This is a genomic window from Halanaeroarchaeum sp. HSR-CO (genome assembly GCF_024972755.1).
Classification (GTDB): domain Archaea; phylum Halobacteriota; class Halobacteria; order Halobacteriales; family Halobacteriaceae; genus Halanaeroarchaeum.
This window is the reverse complement of record NZ_CP087724.1, coordinates 978,107-995,884: the sequence shown is the minus strand read 5'-3', so window position 1 is coordinate 995,884 and position 17,778 is coordinate 978,107. Positions and strand designations below refer to the sequence as shown.

The 17,778-nt window shown below is 66.0% G+C and carries 20 protein-coding genes; 11 read left to right on the top strand and 9 right to left on the bottom strand.

What is annotated here, in order from left to right:
* The first annotated feature begins 1 nt into the window (after window position 1).
* Window positions 2-1,141, top strand: a complete 1,140-nt coding sequence (locus HSRCO_RS05140) for a DUF373 family protein (RefSeq protein ID WP_259519360.1) — start codon at window positions 2-4, stop codon at window positions 1,139-1,141.
* A gap of 49 nt (window positions 1,142-1,190) precedes the next feature.
* A complete protein-coding gene (locus HSRCO_RS05135; protein ID WP_259519359.1) occupies window positions 1,191-1,904 on the top strand; it encodes a diphthine--ammonia ligase in 714 nt (237 codons plus the stop codon).
* Between the two features lie 27 nt (window positions 1,905-1,931).
* Here HSRCO_RS05135 and HSRCO_RS05130 read toward each other — a convergent pair whose 3' ends face one another.
* Complete coding sequence (locus tag HSRCO_RS05130; RefSeq protein WP_259519358.1) at window positions 1,932-2,900, bottom strand: NDP-sugar synthase; 969 nt, start codon at window positions 2,898-2,900, stop codon at window positions 1,932-1,934.
* Between the two features lie 85 nt (window positions 2,901-2,985).
* On the opposite strand from HSRCO_RS05130, the gene HSRCO_RS05125 reads away from it, so the two are divergent.
* A complete protein-coding gene (locus HSRCO_RS05125) occupies window positions 2,986-3,273 on the top strand; it encodes a transcriptional regulator (RefSeq protein WP_259519357.1) in 288 nt (95 codons plus the stop codon).
* 65 nt (window positions 3,274-3,338) lie between these two features.
* On the opposite strand, the gene HSRCO_RS05120 is transcribed toward HSRCO_RS05125, so the two are convergent.
* Entirely contained in the window at window positions 3,339-4,172 is an 834-nt protein-coding gene (locus HSRCO_RS05120; protein WP_259519356.1) for a helix-hairpin-helix domain-containing protein, read from the bottom strand.
* A gap of 43 nt (window positions 4,173-4,215) precedes the next feature.
* Entirely contained in the window at window positions 4,216-5,031 is an 816-nt protein-coding gene (locus HSRCO_RS05115; RefSeq protein WP_259519355.1) for a shikimate dehydrogenase, read from the bottom strand.
* Between the two features lie 111 nt (window positions 5,032-5,142).
* Here HSRCO_RS05115 and HSRCO_RS05110 point away from each other — a divergent pair, with 111 nt between their 5' ends.
* The 5 genes from HSRCO_RS05110 to HSRCO_RS05090 all read left to right on the top strand — a co-directional run bounded on the left by HSRCO_RS05110 (window position 5,143) and on the right by HSRCO_RS05090 (window position 9,782).
* Entirely contained in the window at window positions 5,143-6,504 is a 1,362-nt protein-coding gene (locus HSRCO_RS05110; protein ID WP_259519354.1) for a sodium:calcium antiporter, read from the top strand.
* Window positions 6,505-6,570: 66 nt separating this feature from the next.
* A complete protein-coding gene (locus HSRCO_RS05105) occupies window positions 6,571-7,863 on the top strand; it encodes a D-aminoacyl-tRNA deacylase (RefSeq protein ID WP_259519353.1) in 1,293 nt (430 codons plus the stop codon).
* A gap of 60 nt (window positions 7,864-7,923) precedes the next feature.
* A complete protein-coding gene (gene ftsZ, locus HSRCO_RS05100; RefSeq protein WP_259519352.1) occupies window positions 7,924-9,057 on the top strand; it encodes a cell division protein FtsZ in 1,134 nt (377 codons plus the stop codon).
* A 114-nt stretch (window positions 9,058-9,171) separates the two neighbouring features.
* Entirely contained in the window at window positions 9,172-9,342 is a 171-nt protein-coding gene (locus HSRCO_RS05095; protein ID WP_259519351.1) for a protein translocase SEC61 complex subunit gamma, read from the top strand.
* A gap of 2 nt (window positions 9,343-9,344) precedes the next feature.
* Complete coding sequence (locus HSRCO_RS05090; protein WP_259519350.1) at window positions 9,345-9,782, top strand: transcription elongation factor Spt5; 438 nt, start codon at window positions 9,345-9,347, stop codon at window positions 9,780-9,782.
* A gap of 18 nt (window positions 9,783-9,800) precedes the next feature.
* On the opposite strand, the gene HSRCO_RS05085 is transcribed toward HSRCO_RS05090, so the two are convergent.
* Window positions 9,801-10,127 carry a hypothetical protein gene (locus HSRCO_RS05085; protein WP_259519349.1) on the bottom strand — a complete coding sequence of 109 codons (327 nt, stop codon included), beginning with the start codon at window positions 10,125-10,127 and terminating at the stop codon, window positions 9,801-9,803.
* A gap of 80 nt (window positions 10,128-10,207) precedes the next feature.
* Between HSRCO_RS05085 and HSRCO_RS05080 the strand changes: the two genes are divergently transcribed.
* Window positions 10,208-10,984, top strand: coding sequence for a PHP-associated domain-containing protein (locus HSRCO_RS05080; protein WP_259519348.1), 777 nt, complete (start codon window positions 10,208-10,210; stop codon window positions 10,982-10,984).
* Here the strand turns inward: HSRCO_RS05080 and HSRCO_RS05075 are convergent.
* A complete protein-coding gene (locus HSRCO_RS05075) occupies window positions 10,978-11,505 on the bottom strand; it encodes a CinA family protein (protein ID WP_259519347.1) in 528 nt (175 codons plus the stop codon). The genes HSRCO_RS05080 and HSRCO_RS05075 overlap by 7 nt on opposite strands.
* Before the next feature lie 80 nt (window positions 11,506-11,585).
* On the opposite strand from HSRCO_RS05075, the gene HSRCO_RS05070 reads away from it, so the two are divergent.
* A complete protein-coding gene (locus HSRCO_RS05070; RefSeq protein WP_259519346.1) occupies window positions 11,586-12,686 on the top strand; it encodes a pyridoxal phosphate-dependent aminotransferase in 1,101 nt (366 codons plus the stop codon).
* 78 nt (window positions 12,687-12,764) lie between these two features.
* Window positions 12,765-13,796 carry an arsenical pump-driving ATPase GET3 gene (locus HSRCO_RS05065; RefSeq protein ID WP_259519345.1) on the top strand — a complete coding sequence of 344 codons (1,032 nt, stop codon included), beginning with the start codon at window positions 12,765-12,767 and terminating at the stop codon, window positions 13,794-13,796.
* Here HSRCO_RS05065 and HSRCO_RS05060 read toward each other — a convergent pair whose 3' ends face one another.
* The 4 genes from HSRCO_RS05060 to HSRCO_RS05045 are packed head-to-tail and all read right to left on the bottom strand — an operon-like array spanning window position 13,797 to window position 17,687.
* Window positions 13,797-15,149, bottom strand: a complete 1,353-nt coding sequence (locus tag HSRCO_RS05060) for a glycerate kinase (RefSeq protein ID WP_259519344.1) — start codon at window positions 15,147-15,149, stop codon at window positions 13,797-13,799.
* Window positions 15,146-15,961, bottom strand: a complete 816-nt coding sequence (locus tag HSRCO_RS05055; RefSeq protein ID WP_259519343.1) for an SDR family oxidoreductase — start codon at window positions 15,959-15,961, stop codon at window positions 15,146-15,148. The genes HSRCO_RS05060 and HSRCO_RS05055 overlap by 4 nt, the downstream gene beginning before the upstream one ends.
* A 24-nt stretch (window positions 15,962-15,985) precedes the next feature.
* The gene (locus HSRCO_RS05050) at window positions 15,986-16,777 is read right to left on the bottom strand and encodes an endonuclease V (protein ID WP_259519342.1); all 792 of its coding nucleotides are present in this window, start codon (window positions 16,775-16,777) and stop codon (window positions 15,986-15,988) included.
* 1 nt (window position 16,778) lies between these two features.
* Entirely contained in the window at window positions 16,779-17,687 is a 909-nt protein-coding gene (locus tag HSRCO_RS05045) for a rhomboid family intramembrane serine protease (RefSeq protein ID WP_259519341.1), read from the bottom strand.
* Between the last annotated feature and the right edge of the window lie 91 nt (window positions 17,688-17,778).

The window sequence follows — 17,778 nt, the reverse complement described above, 5'->3', positions numbered from 1 at the left end:
AATGCGTACGCTCGTGGTAATCGTGGACAGGTCCGGTGACGTGCCCCGGAAGACGGGGTTGGCGACGCCCATCGCCGGCTGGGAGGCCATCCAGTCGCTCGTCGTGGATCTGGGTATCGCGGATCCGGAGGACTCGACGGTCAACTGTCTGCTCGAGGGCCTGAACGTGACGCGGAGTCTTCGAGACGAGAACGAGGACGCCGTCGTCGCCGTGGTCTCTGGCGGGACTGACAGCATGGTCGGTGCCGACCAGGCCATCGCCAGGGAGATCGAAGAACTCATCGACCGCTACGACCCCGAAACGTCCATCGTCGTCATCGACAGCACGGAGGACGAACGGCTGTTACCTATCATCGAGAGTCGTCTCCAGGTCGATTCGGTCGATCGGGTGGTCGTTCGCCAGGCACGCGACCTGGAGTCCACGTACTACCTCCTCAAGCAGTTCCTGGCTGACGAGGAACTCCGGACCACCGTTCTGGTCCCCATCGGCATCGTCCTGCTGGTCTTCCCGGCGATCCTCATGCTGAGCAGTCTGGCCATCGCGGTCGGATCCATCGCCGCCGTCATCGGCGTCTTCTTGCTCTACAAGGGGCTGTCGGTGGACGCCCACCTGGCGGACCTCTCGACCCAGGCCCGGGAGGCGATGTACTCCGGTCGAGTCTCCATCGTCACCTACGTGGTGGCCGTCGGCCTGGCGCTCGTCGGCGTGTTCGCCGGCGTCCTCGGGATATCGGACCTCGGGCTCGGGAACGTCCAGTTAGTGACAGTCATGGGGTTCACCTACTACAGCGTCCCGTGGCTCGCGCTCGGTGCGCTGGCGGCCAGTACCGGTCGGCTCCTCGACGAGGTCATCCAGAACGAGCAGGTGCGGACCTCGTACCTGAACCTGCCGTTCGGGGTCCTCGCCGTCGGCCTCGTCGTGCGAGGGTTCTCGGGATACTTCATCGAACGGGCCGGCTACGTGAGTGGGCTGTCTGTCCCCCCGATCCAGATGGGCGCGGCGACGATTCGGGGATTCACACTCACCCCCGAGGAACACCTTGCGGTCTTCGTGGTGCTGGGCCTCTTCGTCAGTCTCGCGGGCATCCGCGTGTCGTCGTACCTCGCCGGCGAGTTCGAGGAATCGGGCGACGTGGCCTGAACGGAGTAGTTCCGAGCACCCTTTATGGAGCGCTCGCGAAGTCCAGCCAATGACGAGTGGGCGCTGGGTGAGTCTGTTCTCCGGCGGCAAAGATTCCTCGTGGGCACTGTATCGAGCCCTCCAGACCGGACTGGATGTAGGTCGTCTCCTCACGGTCCATCCCGAGACGGATTCGTACATGTACCACGTTCCGGCCACTGGACTGGCCGGACTGGCCGCCGAGAGTATCGGGATTCCACTCGTGGACGTGAGCCAACCAGCCCTGGAGGGTCACGACTCCGGGGAACGAGGCGACGCGGAGACGGAGACCCTCGAGACAGCCCTCGGGGAGTTGGCACCCGAGATCGGTGGAATCAAGGGCGTCGTGGCCGGTGCGGTCGAGTCCGAGTTTCAGACCTCCCGGATCGAAGCCATGTGCGAGCGCCTCGATGCCGACCTCTACGCCCCGCTCTGGCGTGAGGATCCCATGGCCCTGGGCGAATCCATACTCGAGGCCGGATTCGAGATCTACATCGTCCAGGTCGCGGCCGGCGGACTCGACGAATCGTGGGTCGGACGCCAGCTCGACGCGGCCGCACTGGCGGAGCTCCGCGAACTCAACGACCGCTACGGGGTGCACATCCTGGGGGAGGGCGGCGAGTTCGAGACGCTCGTGACCGACGCCCCGCACATGGACCGACCGATCGAGTTCGAGGCCGAAACCGTCTGGGAGGGGACCCGCGGCCATCTCGAGATCACGGACGCCTGGCTCGGAGACGAGTGAGCCATTCGATGGTCGAAAGCGAGAGCGTCAGTCGCCGTTCGAGATGGTCGTGTGGGCACCGACGAGCGCGCCCGAGAAGTCGATGTCCGCCAGGTGGGTCTGTTCGTCGATGATGGAATCGCGAACCGAACAGTTCCGGAGGACTGCATTCGGGAAGATGACGCTCCCATCCACGTTCGAATCCGTTATCTCGACACCGTCCATGATGTGGACGTTCTCCCCGATATCCACGTTCTCCAGGGTCGCACTGTCGGCGACGACGTTGTCCCCGTCGAGCGCCCACCGTACCGCGTCCAGATAGCTCTCCGGCGTTCCGATATCGAACCACGCGCCGTCGAAGGTGTACGCGCAGACCGAGCCACGCGACTGGAGCCACTCGATGAACCAGCCGGGTTCGTCCGGGTTCTGATCTTCGGCGAGGTAGGTCTCGAGTAGCGACAGCGTTTCCGCGGGGAAGCCATAGGTCGCGATGGAGACGAGCGTACTCTCCGGGTCGTCGGGCTTCTCTTGGAAGTCCACGACCTCGTCACCGTCGAGCGTGACGAGGCCGTACGATTTCGCCCGATCGAGTGAGCCCACGTCGTACGCGGCGATGGTCGGCACGCCCTTCCGCTCGAAGAAGTCGACGAAGTCGCTGATCGCGAAGCTGATCAGATTGTCGCCGGCCACCACCAGGAGGTCGTCGTCGACACCCTCCCGGTCGACGAGCTGGGCGAGCGCACCGATGACGCCGAACTTCTCCGACTCTGCCGTCGTGTCTTCGACGGACAGGACGGGTTTCTCGTAGTCCGACGCCGCCAGGTGCTCCCGGAAGTCGTCGGCGAAGCGCTCGTTCGTGCTGACGTAGACGGTATCGATGCGCGTTTCGGCCTCGAGTTCGGCGAAGATTCGGTCGATGACCGTCGACGCTCCGACGGGGAGAAACATCTTCGGACGATGTTTCGTGATCGGCCACAACCGCGTCGCGTATCCCCCGGCGAGAACGACAGCATCCATGTCTTGGAGGTCTACGTACGCCCCTAAGTCCTTTTTCATGTTCTACAGGCGGCGGATTGAAAGGACAGTGGCACCTTCGCTCGGTATGGAGAACGCTCGCACCACCCGGGAGAAGATCGCCGAGGCCCTCCGGGAGGGGGCGGAGACGGCGTCCTCCCTATCGGAGCGCTACTCCATTTCGAGCGAGTCGGCGCTTCGACACCTCCGACACGTCGCCCGGTCGGTCGACGGGACCGACGAGGACTTCCTCGTGCGACCACCGACCTGTCGCGACTGTGGCTTCGATGGGTTCGACGACCCGCTCAATCACCCCTCACGCTGTCCGGAATGCAAGAGCGAGGCCATCGACGAACCCGCGTTCACCATCGAGTGACCGGGCGCAGGTCGGTGAGCAGAAAGAAAGACGATATCGTGGACGATCGGGTCGCGCGGGGTCGCTCAACGATCCGTGGCCCGGTCGATCCACCGGTGGAGACGCTTCTCGGAGATGTCGGTCTCGGCGGAGAGAGCCGCGGCATCGGCGGCGGCGAGGTCGGCGCCGTCTTCGACGCCCGCGGCCTGTAGACGGTCGGCGTAGGCCGACCCGATCCCCTTGATGTCGGTGAGTTCGATGGGTTCGGCTGATACCGGAGGCTGCTCCTCGCTGGCGGCTTCTTCGGCGGGTTCCGCTTCGGTCGCTTCGGCGGGTTCCGCTTCGGTCGCTTCGGCGGCTTCCGCTTCTTCGGCGGCTTCCGCTTCTTCGGCGGCTTCCTCGGCGGCTTCCGCTTCTTCGGCGGCTTCCGCTTCGGCCGCTTCGGCGGCTTCTTCGGCGGGTTCCGCTTCGGCCGCTTCGGCGGCTCCCTCGGCGGGTTCCGCTTCGGCCACTTCGGCGGCTCCCTCGGCGGGTTCCGCTTCGGCCACTTCGGCGGCTTCTTCGGCGGCTTCCTCGGCGGGTTCCGCTTCGGCTGCTTCGGCGGCTTCCTCGGCGGGTTCCGCTTCGGTCGCTTCGGCGGGTTCCGCTTCGGCTTCTTCGGCGGGTTCCGCTTCGGCTTCTTCGGCGGCTTCCTCGGCGGGTTCCGCTTCGGCTGCTTCGGCGGCTTCCGATTCAGGTTCATCGTCATCCCCTTCCGCAGCGTCGTCCCGTTCGACAATGTCGCCGTCGGAGGGCTCCTTTACGGCACGTTCCGACGAGGCGTCCGGTTCCTTCTCGACCGTCACCTCGACGTCACCGGCCTCCTGGTGACCGTTGGACTGAAGCCCCAGCAACGACCGAATCGTTTCGATCCATCCCATTGTATGGGTCTCTATCGACGCCGGGTGTAAATAGATAGTTGTCTCAGACGTCCTCGTTCCCCGTCAGTTCCGCGCGAACCGTCCGGTTCATCCGTTCGACGGGTGCGGCCAGGCCCGTCCACCGTTCGAAGGCGGCGACCCCCTGGTAGAGGAGCATCCAGGCACCGTCGATGGTCGTCGCGCCGGCCGCCGCTGCCTCGCGGAGGAGCGTCGTCTCGAGCGGCGAATACACCGCGTCCATCACGACCAGATCGGCGTGCAATGCCTCCGATGGAACGGGAGAGACGTCTTCTTCCATCCCGACGCTGGTGGCGTTGACGAGGACGTCGGCGTCGGGCAGCAGGGCTGGGAGTGCGTCGAGACCGTGCCCCGTCCCGTCGACGGCGTCGGCGAGTTCGATCGCCGTGTCCCTGGTTCGGTTGGCGACGTGGACGGTCGCACCCTCGTCAGTGGCCATGAATGCGATCGCTCGGGCCGCCCCGCCGGCCCCGACGACGACAACTGTCCTTCCGTCGAGAGTGACCTCGTGACGGACGAGTGCGCGCCGTGCGCCCTCGGCGTCGGTGTTGAGTCCCACGGGGCGGTCACCGGTGAAATCGATGGTGTTGACGGCCCCGATTCGTGAGGCGAGATCGTCCGGTTCGACGAGTTCCCGGACGGCCTGTTTGAACGGGATGGTTACGTTGAGCCCGTCGATACCCAGCGCGTCGGCCCCCGAGATTGCCGTCTCGAGTTCGGTGGGATCCGGTTCGAAGGTGACATAGCGGGCGTCGAGGTCGAGTTCGTCGTAGGCCGCCTCGTGCATGCTCGGGGAGACGGAGTGTCCGACCGGGTTCCCGACGAGTCCGAAGACGTTCATGCCGCGAGTGACGGGCGCGTCGTCGTAAAACCGACGGTCGAGTGAGACTCTCACCCGATGCATTCCCGAATCGACAGATAAAGAGTGATGGCCTCGAAACCACCATCGACAATGGCATCGCGGTTCCGACACCCCCTTCTCATCCTCGCTGCCGCCCTCGCGATGACGGCACCCTGGATGATCATCTGGGCAACCGGGAACACCGACTCGATGGCGCCGCTCCCCACCGTCGCCGTCGCGGGTTTCGGGATCCTCGGCGCCTCGTTCATGCTGGCCTGGGCCGCAGAGATCGCCGAGAAGGACGTTCCTCGAGCGTTCGCCATCGCCGTGCTGGCCGTCCTCGCCGTCGCACCTGAGTACGCCGTGGACGCGCTCTACGCCTGGCGAGCGGGGGCGGGCGGTGCGACCGCCGAAGCCTGTGCCGTCGCGTCGACGCCGGGCGTCGTTCGGGCATGTCACGACGCCAATCTCGCCGTGGCGAACATGACCGGCGCGAACCGAATCCTCATCGGTATCGGCTGGGCCGGCATCGCCCTCTTCAGCATCTACAGAGCGCTCGCCCACACGGATCGATCGATCGAGCATCGCGACGGGTTCCTCGCGGACGTCGTGCATCTCGACCGGAACATCTCCGTCGAGATCGGGTTTCTCCTGGCAGCCACCGTCGTCGCCTTCTTCGTCCCGCTGAACGGTGGCATCGGCCTGGTCGACACCGCCGTCCTCGTCGGATTGTACGTAGTCTACATCCTCATCGCCATCTCCGGTGAGGTCGAGGAGGTCGGCGAGCAGGTCGGCGTCCCGGCGTACTTCCACGCCAGACCACGGCTGCTACGAGCCCCGACCGCCATCGCCCTCTTCCTGTACTCCGGCTTTCTCATCTACGTGGCCGTCCACCCCTTCGCACACGGTCTCGAGGTGCTCGGGCAGAACCTCGGCCTCCCGCCCTTTTTCATGATCCAGTGGATCGCACCCCTGGCGAGCGAGAGTCCCGAACTCATCGTCGTGGTCTATCTGGTGAACAAGGCCCGGACGACGGCAGGGTTCAACGCCCTCATCTCCTCGAAGCTCAACCAATGGACGCTCCTCATCGGGACGCTGGCGGTCGTCTACAGCCTCGCTCTGGGACAACTCGGGACGCTCCCCTTCGACGCCAAACAGGCTGCCGAGATCTGGATCACCGCGGCACAGAGCCTCTTCGCTATCGCGGTGCTGGTCAACTTCACAATCAGCGGTCGCGAGGCGATCGTCCTGCTGGGACTGTTCATTTCGCAGGTCGCCGCGGAGTTCGCCCTCATCAGACTCCTGCCAGCCGCTCGCGCCGAGGAGCTGAGTATCGTCCTGCTCGACAGTTACGCCGTCCTGTACGTCGTCCTCGCGCTCGGGTTGTTCTACCAGCGGCGAGAGGCGATCGTGGAGATCGTCTCCGATTCGCGGGCAGCGATCCGCCGGGCGACCGGGTACTACCTCGGCTGACCGACTCCGGGGTCGTCTATCGGTCCGACCGCGGGAGTTTTTTACACCCTCCGCCTACCCGGGTTCGTGATAGGAATCGTCGTCAGCACGGCCGACGAAGCGTCGGCGCACATCGGCGAGATGCTCCTCGAAGCGACCGACTGGGAGACGGTCGAACCGGGGGTCTACCGGACGGACGGCTTCGAGTTGCGAGAGTTCGAGGAGTGGCATCTCGAACTCGATGGCGTCGCAGCGGCCTTCGACGACCCCGACTGTATCGTCTTCGCCTCCCGACACTCCGGGGAGACCGGTCGGTTGCTCAGTGCCCACTTCACCGGGAACTTCGGCGAGGCGGAGTTCGGCGGCGACGACCGCGACCTCGCGACACCCTGTCCGGGAGCCCACAAACAGGTCCTCCAGGCCCTCTCGAAGCACGCACCGGCGGGCTGGGACGTGGCGATGGAGTGTACCCATCACGGGCCGACTGCCGTCGGTGCCCCGTCCATGTTCGTCGAACTCGGCAGCGACGAAACACAGTGGCGAGACTCAGAAGGCGCTCGAGCCGTCGCCAGGAGTATCCTGGCACTCGACGGGCACGGAGCCGAGCCCGTCCGCACCGTCGTCGGGTTCGGCGGCAACCACTACGCCCCCAGGCCCTCCAGGCTGGTGACGGAGACCGACGTCGCGATGGGCCACGTCGCCGCCGACTGGAGCATCGAGGCGCTCGGCAGGCCCGAGTCCCACCCCGACCTGATCGACGAGATGTTCGCGGCCAGTGGTGCGGACCTCGCTGTCTTCGACGGTGACCATCCCGCCGTCGAATCGGTCGTCGAGGACCTCGGGTACCGTATCGTCAGCGAGACCTGGCTGCGAACGACTGACGGGATTCCGATGGAACTGGTCGAGGCCGTCGAACGAAAGCTGGCCCCTATCGATACCGGAGTCGCCTTCGGAGAGCGACGGGCCGCCCCCGCCTCGCTTACCGTTCGGCCGTTACCGGACGAGGCAATCGCCGAGGGGCAGACCATCGACGACGATGCCACACGGGCCCTCCTCGAGGAGTACACGGTCGCGTACGAGACCGTCGAGAATGGCAATCGGATCGAGGGGTCGGCGGCATTTGCCACCGACGACGGGGTCGATCACCTCGTCGATGGTCTCGTCGGGATCCTGGAAGACGCGTACGACTCGGTCTACAGGGAGGCCGGCGCGATCGTCGCCGAACGAACGACGTTCGATCCGGAGGCCGCCCGACGGGCGGGCGTTCCAGAGGGGCCGAAGTTCGGTCGACTGGCCGGTGGGGAACCGGTGGACGTCGACGGCGAAGCGGTCAGACCCGAAAACGTCCAAAAACGGGAACGACAGCGGTTCACCGTCTGACACGCGTCGGACGTGGAGGGGAAAGGTAATTAAGCTCGGTCCGGTATCGGTTTATTAACGATGGATTCGATTGTACAGGACGCAATCGACGAAGCCGAAGCGGAGCCACCGGCTTCGGGGGATGGTGCGACACCCACCTCGGACCAGTCGCGGTCCGGGACCATGACCGACGAGGAACTCAAAGACGTTCTCGAGGACCTTCAGACCGAGATCACGGTCGTCGGCTGTGGCGGTGCGGGGAGCAACACCATCGACCGAATGTTCGAAGCGGGCATCCGTGGAGCATCACTCGTCGCTGCAAACACCGACGTACAACATCTCGTGGACATCGAAGCCGACACCAAGATCCTCATGGGCAAGGAGAAGACCCAGGGTCGGGGGGCCGGCTCGCTCCCACAGGTCGGCGAGGAAGCTGCCCTGGAGAGCCAGGACGAGATCCGCGAGTCGATCGCCGGCGCGGACATGGTGTTCGTGACCGCCGGTCTGGGTGGCGGCACGGGCACCGGTTCCGCCCCAGTCGTCGCGAAGGCCGCGAAAGAACGCGGCGCGCTGACCATCGCGGTGGTCACCACGCCGTTCACCGCCGAGGGCGAGGTCCGACGGACGAATGCCGAGGCGGGTCTCGAACGGCTCCGCGACGTGGCCGACACGGTCATCGTCGTCCCCAACGACCGCCTGCTGGACTCGGTCGGCAAACTCCCCGTGCGCAAAGCGTTCAAGATCTCCGACGAGATCCTGATGCGCTCGGTCAAAGGCATCACCGAGTTGATCACCAAACCGGGGCTGGTAAACCTCGACTTCGCCGACGTCCGCACCGTCATGGAGAAAGGCGGCGTCGCCATGATCGGTCTCGGGGAGTCGGAGACCGACAGCAAGGCGACCGAGTCCGTCCGCGAAGCGCTTCGCTCCCCCCTGCTGGACGTCGACATCTCCGGGGCGAACTCCGCCCTCGTCAACGTCACCGGTGGCCCGGACATGTCCATCGAGGAGGCGGAGGGCGTCGTGGAGGAGATCTACGACCGCATCGACCCCGACGCACGTATCATCTGGGGAACCTCCATCGACGACGAACTCGACGAGCGGATGCGCACGATGGTCGTCGTCACCGGCGTCCAGTCCCCGCAGATCTACGGCCGCAACGAACAACCGGCGGGCGCGGCCCAGGGCATGGAAGACATCGACTTCGTCGAGTAATGGCTAGGGGCGGCGATTTCGTCCGCCGATCGGTCGAGATGTCGCTCACGATCTCCTCCTCAGACGTGGACCGGCATCAATAGATAGAAAAACCCGCGTCGCAAATCCCCGTCCATGGAAGTACCGTACGAGCTCTCTGCGTATACCCGCGTGCTCAAGCTCGCCAGCACGCCCGACTGGGAGGAGTTCTCCCAGGTCTCGTTGATCGCCGGGGCGGGCATCCTGTTGATCGGCGTCATCGGCTTCATCATCTTCCTCATCATGAGCGTGCTGCCGGGGGCCTGATCGTGCCGATCTACGCCGTCAAGACCACGGCGAGCCAGGAACAGACTGTGGCCAGCATGATCGCCAACCGCGAGGAGGACGAGGTCCACGCCGTCCTCGCGCCGGAGTCGTTGACGAGTTACGTGATGGTCGAGGCGGACGGGACGCCGGTCCTCGACCGCGTCCTCGAGGACATCCCCCACGCCCGCTCGGTCGTCCCGGGCGAGAGCGGCATCGGCGAGGTCGAGCACTTCCTCTCGCCGAAACCCGACGTCGAGGGGATCGCCGAGGGCGACATCGTCGAACTCATCGCCGGCCCGTTCAAGGGCGAGAAGGCCCAGGTCCAGCGCATCGACGAGAGCAAAGACCAGGTCACGGTCGAACTCTACGAGGCGACGGTCCCGATTCCGGTCACCGTCCGTGGCGACCAGATCCGCGTTCTGGACAGCGACGAACGGTAGAAGACGACGGTTCTCCAGTTATTCGAGGGCTTCAGCCTGGGGTCCGTCCGAACCGTCGGCTTCCAGACGCCGGTGGAGCGCCTCGACGTCTATCTCCGCGGTCACGTCCTCGACGAGTGACTCACGGAGTCTGATGTCGTCCGAATTGGCGTCGTAGAACCGGACGTACTCCGCACGGGTGTGCTCTTCGACCATATGTCTGATGGCGAAAAATCCCTCCGGGACGACCTCGTCACAGACCCGACACCGGTGGGCTTCGTGGCCCGTCACCTGGTGGGCCACGAGCGCCTCGATGTCGTCGAACGACGCCGCACACCCGCCGATCGCACAGGTCCAGGGGGCCATTACTCACCTGTAGTCAAAACACCTAAATAAGGGTTTTCGTTATGTAAAGCCCAGTTCGCCGCCGAACCGTAACCAGCAAAGTGACGAGGCCCCTACTCCTGGACGTGCCGACCCGCGTCGACTTCCACGTGAAGATACTCTCCGAGCGCGTCGTCCAGCGGGCGAAGGAACGGGACATCGACGTCCTCGTCTACGCACCGCACTTCACCCGCCTCCCGACCATCGAGGCGCGGGCGGACCGGTTCACTGACGATGACGTGCTGGTGGTCCCGGCCCGAGAGATTTTTACTGGCTCCTGGCGGGACCGCAAGCACGTCCTCGGGATCGGGCTCTCGCGGCCGATCCCCGATTTCGTCTCGCTCCCAGGGGCGATGGATGCGCTGGACGAGTACGCCGGGGCGACGCTCGTCCCCCACCCGGAGTTCCTCACCGTGAGTCTCGGACAGGCGGCTATCGAGCGCTACGACGGTGTCGTCGATGCCGTCGAGGTGTACAATCCCAAGCATCTGTCCCGACACAACGAGACCGCTCGACGGATCGCCACCGAACTCGACGTCCCCGTTTTCGGCTCCTCGTATGCCCACCTCCCCGGGACCGTCGGCGAGGTCTGGACGACGTTCGACCGGGAGATCACGTCGACCGAGGACCTCGTCGATGCAGTCACCGAGGGCGCCGACCGCACTGTTGCCCACCGACCGGGGTTCGCCCACCAGGCCCGCTGTGCCCTCGAACGCGCCCATCTCGGCTACGAGAACACGTGGGAGAAAGTCGACAGACTCCTCCTCTCGGGGATGGAGGCGACCCACCCCGACCACGTCGCCTACGACGGTGCCTTCGACGACAGCAGCGTCTACTGACGGTCGGGTGAACGGTTCGCAGACGATTCCAGTTCCCGTTCGAGGAGTTCGAGCGACCGCCTGGCGATCGCGGACTTGATCTCCCGTCTGGTACCGTCGAAGGTCTCGTGTTCGACCGTCGCGTAGGAGTCCTGGGTTCCCCACGGCGCGGCGAAGGCGATGGCGATGAAGACGGTGCCCACCGGTTTCTCCTCGGTGCCACCCGCGGGACCAGCGATGCCCGTCGTGGCGACCCCCCAGGTCGTCCCCGCTCGGTCGCGACTCGCCCGAGCCATCTCGATGGCCACCGGTTTGCTGACGGCACCGTGCTCGTCGAGCGCCTCGCGACCGACCCCGAGTTCGAGTTTCGCGTCGTACGAGTAGGTGACGTACGCCCGGTCGAAGTAGTCGCTCGATCCCGGCACGTCGGTCACGAGCGAGCCGATGAGCCCACCGGTGCAGGACTCCGCCGTCGAGAGCGTCTCTCCGGCGGCCGAAAGCGCCTCGCCGATTCGTTCTGCTACGGGCGTCTCCTCGGTCATGGCGTATCCGATGCTCGCCGCCCCTACAAAGCTTGGCCCGTCGTCGAAACACACACGTAGCCGGCGGCGAATGGCCGGATATGGAGTACGAAGAGCCCCTGTTCTTCCGGGTGATGTCCTACGCGGTCCACGCCGAAGGAGACATCATCGAGATGGTCTCCGGAAACCCGGACTGGGGTGCCCCACCAGGAATCGCGGAAGGATTGCACGAATACGCCGACACCGGTGGGCTGGACTTCCAGTATCCACCCAGCGTGGGGTTGCGGGAGTTGCGCGAGGAAGTCGCCAGCCGGAACGACGTCCCGGTCGAGAACGTCGTCATCACGAACGGCGGCGGCGAAGCGAACTATCTCGGCATGGCGCGAGCACTCTCACGTGACGCCGGGCGGGAGGTCATTCTCACCGACCCGGTCTATCCCTACTATCCGGGAAAGACGTCGATGCTCGGGGGTGAACAGGTCTTCGTTCCGGCCGAGGAGGACGGCCAACTCGACCCCGAGCGGGTCGCAGCCGCCGCCTCGGCGGAGACCGCCTGCATCGTGGTCAACACCCCGAACAATCCGACAGGGGCGGTCTATCCCGCGGCGACGATGGAACGACTCGTCGACATCGCCGAGCGACACGACGCCGTCCTCGTGAGCGACGAGGTCTACGACCACTTCGATTACTCGGGTCGCTTCACGAGTGCGCTCTCCGTCGATTCCCCGAACCGCATCGTCACGGGGTCCTACTCGAAGACCTTCGCCATCACCGGCTTCCGCGTCGGCTATGCCATCGTCCCGGACGAGCACGTCGACGCCGTCCGAACCCGACACATGCTGACGAACGTCGCCGGATCTCGACCCGCACAGTATGCCGTCTTACACGCGCTTCAGACGACGGACCCGGCCTACCACCAGGCAAATCGGGACCTGATCGAGGAACGAATCGAGACGTTTACCACCGGCCTGGACCGGGCCGGGGCCGAGTACACACGACCCGATGGAGCGTTCTACGTCATGGCTCGATTCCCCGGTATCGACGGCACCCTCGAGAACACCTTCACCCTCATCGACGAGGCCGGGGTGGCGGGGATGCCGGGCGAGAGTTTCGGCGAGGCCTTCGAGGACTGGTTCCGGTTCGCGCTCGTGACCCCGCGCGTCGACGAAGCGGCCGACCGGCTCGCCGAATACTTCTCGTAAACCGGTGCCAGGGGCCCGTCCCAGGCGGAACCGGGCGGAGACCGACGGATACTCACGGCTCCACCGCCCAGCGCCGACATGGACGAACTGACGGTCGAGGCGGTCGATTCCCTCGAGCCGGCACTGGACGCCGAGACGGCCGAATACGTCCTGTACGGTGGCAAGGGCGGCGTGGGAAAGACCACGATGGCGGCGGCCACCGCGCTCGCGAGCGCGACGGACGGGACGTCGACGCTCGTCGTCTCCACGGACCCGGCCCATTCCCTCTCCGATACGCTGGGCGTGGACATCCCCGACGAACCGACGCGATTGCGCGAGGACGTCCCGCTATACGGCGTCGAGATCGATCCCGATAAAGCGATGGACGAAGCGCCGATATTCGGGGACGACGGGTCGGCGATGGGACCGCTCGGCGACCTCCTCGGTGACGAGGGGTTCGACCCGATGATGGGCGGACAGATGCCGGGCGCCGACGAGGCCGCCGCGATGCAACTGCTCCTGACCTACCTCGACGACCAGCGATTCGACCGCGTCGTCGTGGACACCGCGCCGACCGGTCACACGCTCCGGTTGCTCGAGCTGCCGGAACTCCTGGACTCGATGGTCGGCCGCTTCGTGGCCCTCCGCGAGCGCCTGGGCGGGCTGATGGAGGGCGTAAAGGGAATGTTCGGCGAGGAGGCGCCCGCCGAGGGAGACGGCATGGACGACCTGGACGAACTCGCCGATCGGGTGGAGCGGCTGCGAGCGATCCTCCGCGATCCGCAGCGGACGGACTTCCGCATCGTCACCGTCCCGGAGGAGATGGCCGTCCAGGAGTCGCTCAGACTCCGCTCCCGACTCGAGGAGTTCGGCATCCCCGTCGGTACCGTCGTCGTCAACCGGGTGATGGAGCCGCTCTCCCAGGTGACCGACGACGTGCCCGAGGAGACGTTCGTCTCACCGGACCTGGAACACTGCGAATTCTGTCAGCGCCGGTGGGCGGTCCAACAGGGTGCCTTGCAGTCCGCACAAGACCTGTTCCGCGGCCACGACGTCAAGCGGGTCCCCCTGTTCGCCGACGAGGTCGCCGGCGAACGGATGCTCCGCGTCGTCGCCGCCTGCCTCCAGTGATCACCGGGGAACGACCAGCACCCGCAGGTCGTTGACGTTCGTTCCCGTCGGCCCGGTGACGACCAGCGACGATCGTTCGTCGAGATAGGGAGTGACGTCGTTGTCCGCGAGGGCTCGTTTTGCCCGCTGGTCGAAATCCGCGCCGCCATCGAGAATCGCCCCGGCCGCCGCCGAGTTGCCGTCGATACCGTCGGTGTCGACGGCGGCGACGACCGCATCGGCGTCGGTCGAGAGCGCAGCCGAGAGCGCGAACTCCTGGTTCGGGCCGCCGTGGCCGTCGCCGGTGACCGAAACCGTCGTCTCGCCACCCGAGAGCAGCACCGCGGGTGGGTCGACGGGGTGTCCCGTGGCCTGCATCTCGTCGACGATCGCAGCGTGTGTCGACCCCAGGTCCCGAGATTCCCCTTCGAGTCGGGACGAGAGGATCAGTGGGTCGTAACCGGCCTCGGCGGCGGTCGCCGCTGCAGCCTCGAGCGCGGTGAACCCATCCGCGAGCACGTGCGTGTTCACGCCGTCGAATATCGAATCACCCGCAGTGGGGGTCTCGGCGATCCGTCCGTCGGCCCCCGCTTCGAGTCGATCCCGGACGGACTCCGGAACCGTGACGTCGTACGTGTCCAGGACGGCGAGGGCGTCTGCGAACGACGAGCGGTCGGGGACCATCGGCCCACTGGCGATGACGTCGAGGTCGTTGCCGACGACGTCCGAGAGGACCAACGAGACGACCGTCGCGGGAGCGAGTGCGTCCGCGAGTTGCCCGCCCTTGATGGCCGAACAGTGTTTGCGGACCGCGTTGATCTCGTGGATGGTCGCGCCGCTCCGCAGGAGCGCGTCGGTCGTCTCGCGGAGGTCGGCGAGCGAGAGCCCCGGCGCAGGAGCGGCCATGAGAGCGCTCCCTCCACCAGTGATGACCCCGACGACCAGGGTATCTTCGTCGACCTCCCTGGCCGTCTCGAGGAGTTGCTCGGTCGATTCGACCCCCTGCTGGCTGGGGACCGGGTGGTCGCCGGGGAGGACGGTAACCGACTCGAGGGACACCGGGTCGTCCGTCACGACGACTCCGCCGTCGAGGCGGTCACCGAGGACGGATTCGATCGCGGTGGCGACGTGGGCCGCCGCGTTCCCGCCGCCCAGGACGAGGATTCGCCGGAAGGGGTAGAGGTCGTAGGTGGCGTCGGCGACCTGGAGGCGGCCGTCTTCGACAACAACGGCGTCGCGAATCACCCGTTCGGGGTGGGCGGCGTCGATACCCGCTTCCAGACAGGAGAGGGCTAGATCTCTCGTGGGCGACGTAGCGAGCGAATCGCGGTCGCGTATCTCCGTGTTGGGAGCCGGGGAACCGGCGTCAGTCATGGCAGACGCTGGAGGAGTGAGAAGATGGTGTCACGCCAGCGGTCGGGGACGAACCGTCCGAGGAGGCTGTACCGGGCGACCTGCCCGACGGCATACCGGGGTTCCGGGTCGGTCGAGACGCCGGCCTCGAGGATCACGTCGGCGACCTCGGCCGGTGAGACGGCCCCGACACCGGACATCGCGGTGTAGTCCTCGTACAGGTCGTAGAGGTCGTCGTACGCCGGGTTCGAGTCGATCGTACGCACTTCCCGTCGCGCTCGGTCGTCGAAGTTCGTCTCGACCGGGCCCGGTTCGACCACGACCACGTCGACCCCGAACTGCCCGACCTCGCCTCTGAGAGCGTCGCTCATCCCCTCGAGGGCGAATTTCGAACCAGCGTAGACACCCATTCCGGGCGTGGCGAGTCTGCCCGTCACGCTCGAGACGTTGACGATGGTTCCATCCTCGGCGTCCCGCATGTGCGGGAGGGCGGCCCGGATGAGCCGATGCGGGCCGTAGACGTTCACGTCGAACTGTCGCTGTACCTCCCGCGTTGGCACGTCTTCGAGTGCACCGAACTGAGCGTAGCCGGCGTTGTTCACGAGGACGTCGAGACGGCCCGCCGAATCAACAATCTCCTCGACGACGTCCCGGCACTGCGCCGGCCGTGTTACGTCGAGTTCCCTGGTCTCCGCACCCGCGTCGGCCAGATCGGCGATGTCCGCCACGTCTCTCGCGGTCGCGTATACCGTCCACCCCTCGGAGAGATATGCGCGGACCGTCGCCCGACCGATGCCGGACGAACAGCCAGTGATGAGTACCGTCCGTTCCATACCGTACCCTCGCACGACCGATAGTTAATCCTTGCACACGTCGACGGCCCGATCGGCCAGTCGCGTCGGCTCGGGGAGTTTGTACCCCGCCGACAACGCTCCGACGGCCTCGACGGTCGTCTCGGCACTGATCCGATGGCCCGGACTGACGAACAACGGGTTCACGTGCCGACGCTCGGGATAGGAGAACTGTCGTGACTGATACGCGTGCCCGATGACGGTGTCGAGGTCTGCGTCCACCGAATCGTCGGCGAGGATCGGCACCCGCGTCCCCGCCGGCAGTGGCTCCGCCAGTGATCGGGCCGGCCGTCCGCACAGCAACGACTTCGCCACGCCGATGGCCGGAACGTCGAAGACGACACCCACGTGGGTCGCGATACCGGCTTGCCGGAAGTGGAGACGGCCGCTCCCGTCGAGGACTAGCAGCGTCGGCTCCACGGAGAGGCCCTCGAGCGCGTCGACGATGGCGCCCGCCTCGCGAAACGCCAGCAATCCGGGGATGTAGGGCAGCTGGAGCGGTTCGCGGCCGACCGACCAGTCGACCACGCGACCGTCCTGAATGGCGATAGCGGCACTCACGGCACGTTCCTCGGCGAACGCCTGGTCGATTCCGACGACGATGGGGGCGGTCGTCGCGGGTGACACGGAGACGGTACCATCAGGCAGTTCCAGCGGCTCGTCGATCGTCAACTCGGCCGGGTCGATGCGCCCGTCGTCTTCGAAGCGGGCGTCGTCTGCGATGGCCCGCTGGAGGGCTTCCATCGCTGCCCGGTCGAGGGCAGGGTCGGGGAGGTACTCTGGCCGGACCACCTCCATCTCAGAACCGGCCGCGGCCGCGACGGCCGCCGCCCCGGCCGCCGAACTGGAGTTGCTGGGGCGCCCGGGCCCCCCGGCGCTTCAGGACGACTCCGTACGCCAGCCCGATGCCCAGGCCGGCCAGGTGGGCGAGTTGGGCGACGCCACCGAAGCCGATGCCGCCAGCGGTACTCACCATGATGGAGTAGCCGGCGAACAACGCCGTGGCGACCCACAGGGGCATCGGGATGATGAAGTAGAGGTAGATGCGGAGGTTCGGGTTCAACACCGTCAGCACGCCCAGGAGCGCGGCGATGGCACCACTCGCCCCGAGGACCGAGGTGGAGCCACCGACCGCCATGACCGCGAGCACCTGGGCGAGGCCCGCGACGGCGCCGCTGATGAGGAACAGCGCGACGAACTTCTTCGACCCGACCCGGCGTTCGACCACCGGCCCGAAGAAGTACAGCACGATGCTGTTGAAGAAGATGTGGAAGAAGCCACCGGGGTCGTGGGCGAAGATCGAGGTCACCCACGTCCAGACGTAGGTGACGTTGTCCGAGGAGAGCGTGAACAGCGTCCGGAACAGCACGACGTCGCCCAGGACGAAGAGGACGATCGCTTCGAGCAGGAAGGTGACCCACATCAACGCGAGAAAGAGGTAGGTCAGGTTGTTCCGGAAGTACGCGAAAACGCCCCCAGGCCCGGTATCGATCGGGATCGCGTCCGTCACCGAGCGCGACGATGACCGACTCGAATCGACCGACTCGTCGAACCCCGAATCGAAGACACCACCGGGGTCGTTCCAGTTATCGAGTCCCGGACAGTCGTGGGCCTCGGGCAGTCGGTGCTCCGAACAGAATGTGCCACCGCAGAGCCGACATTGGTAGGGCATCCCCTCTTCGCGCCCACACACGTCGCACGTCGCCATTTGGCCCACGTTAGTCCGAGCGGGGGAAAGTAGTTCCGGTGAGAGTGAATTCGTCGCCCACGATCGCCAGCCCATCCCCTCCGTTCCGGCC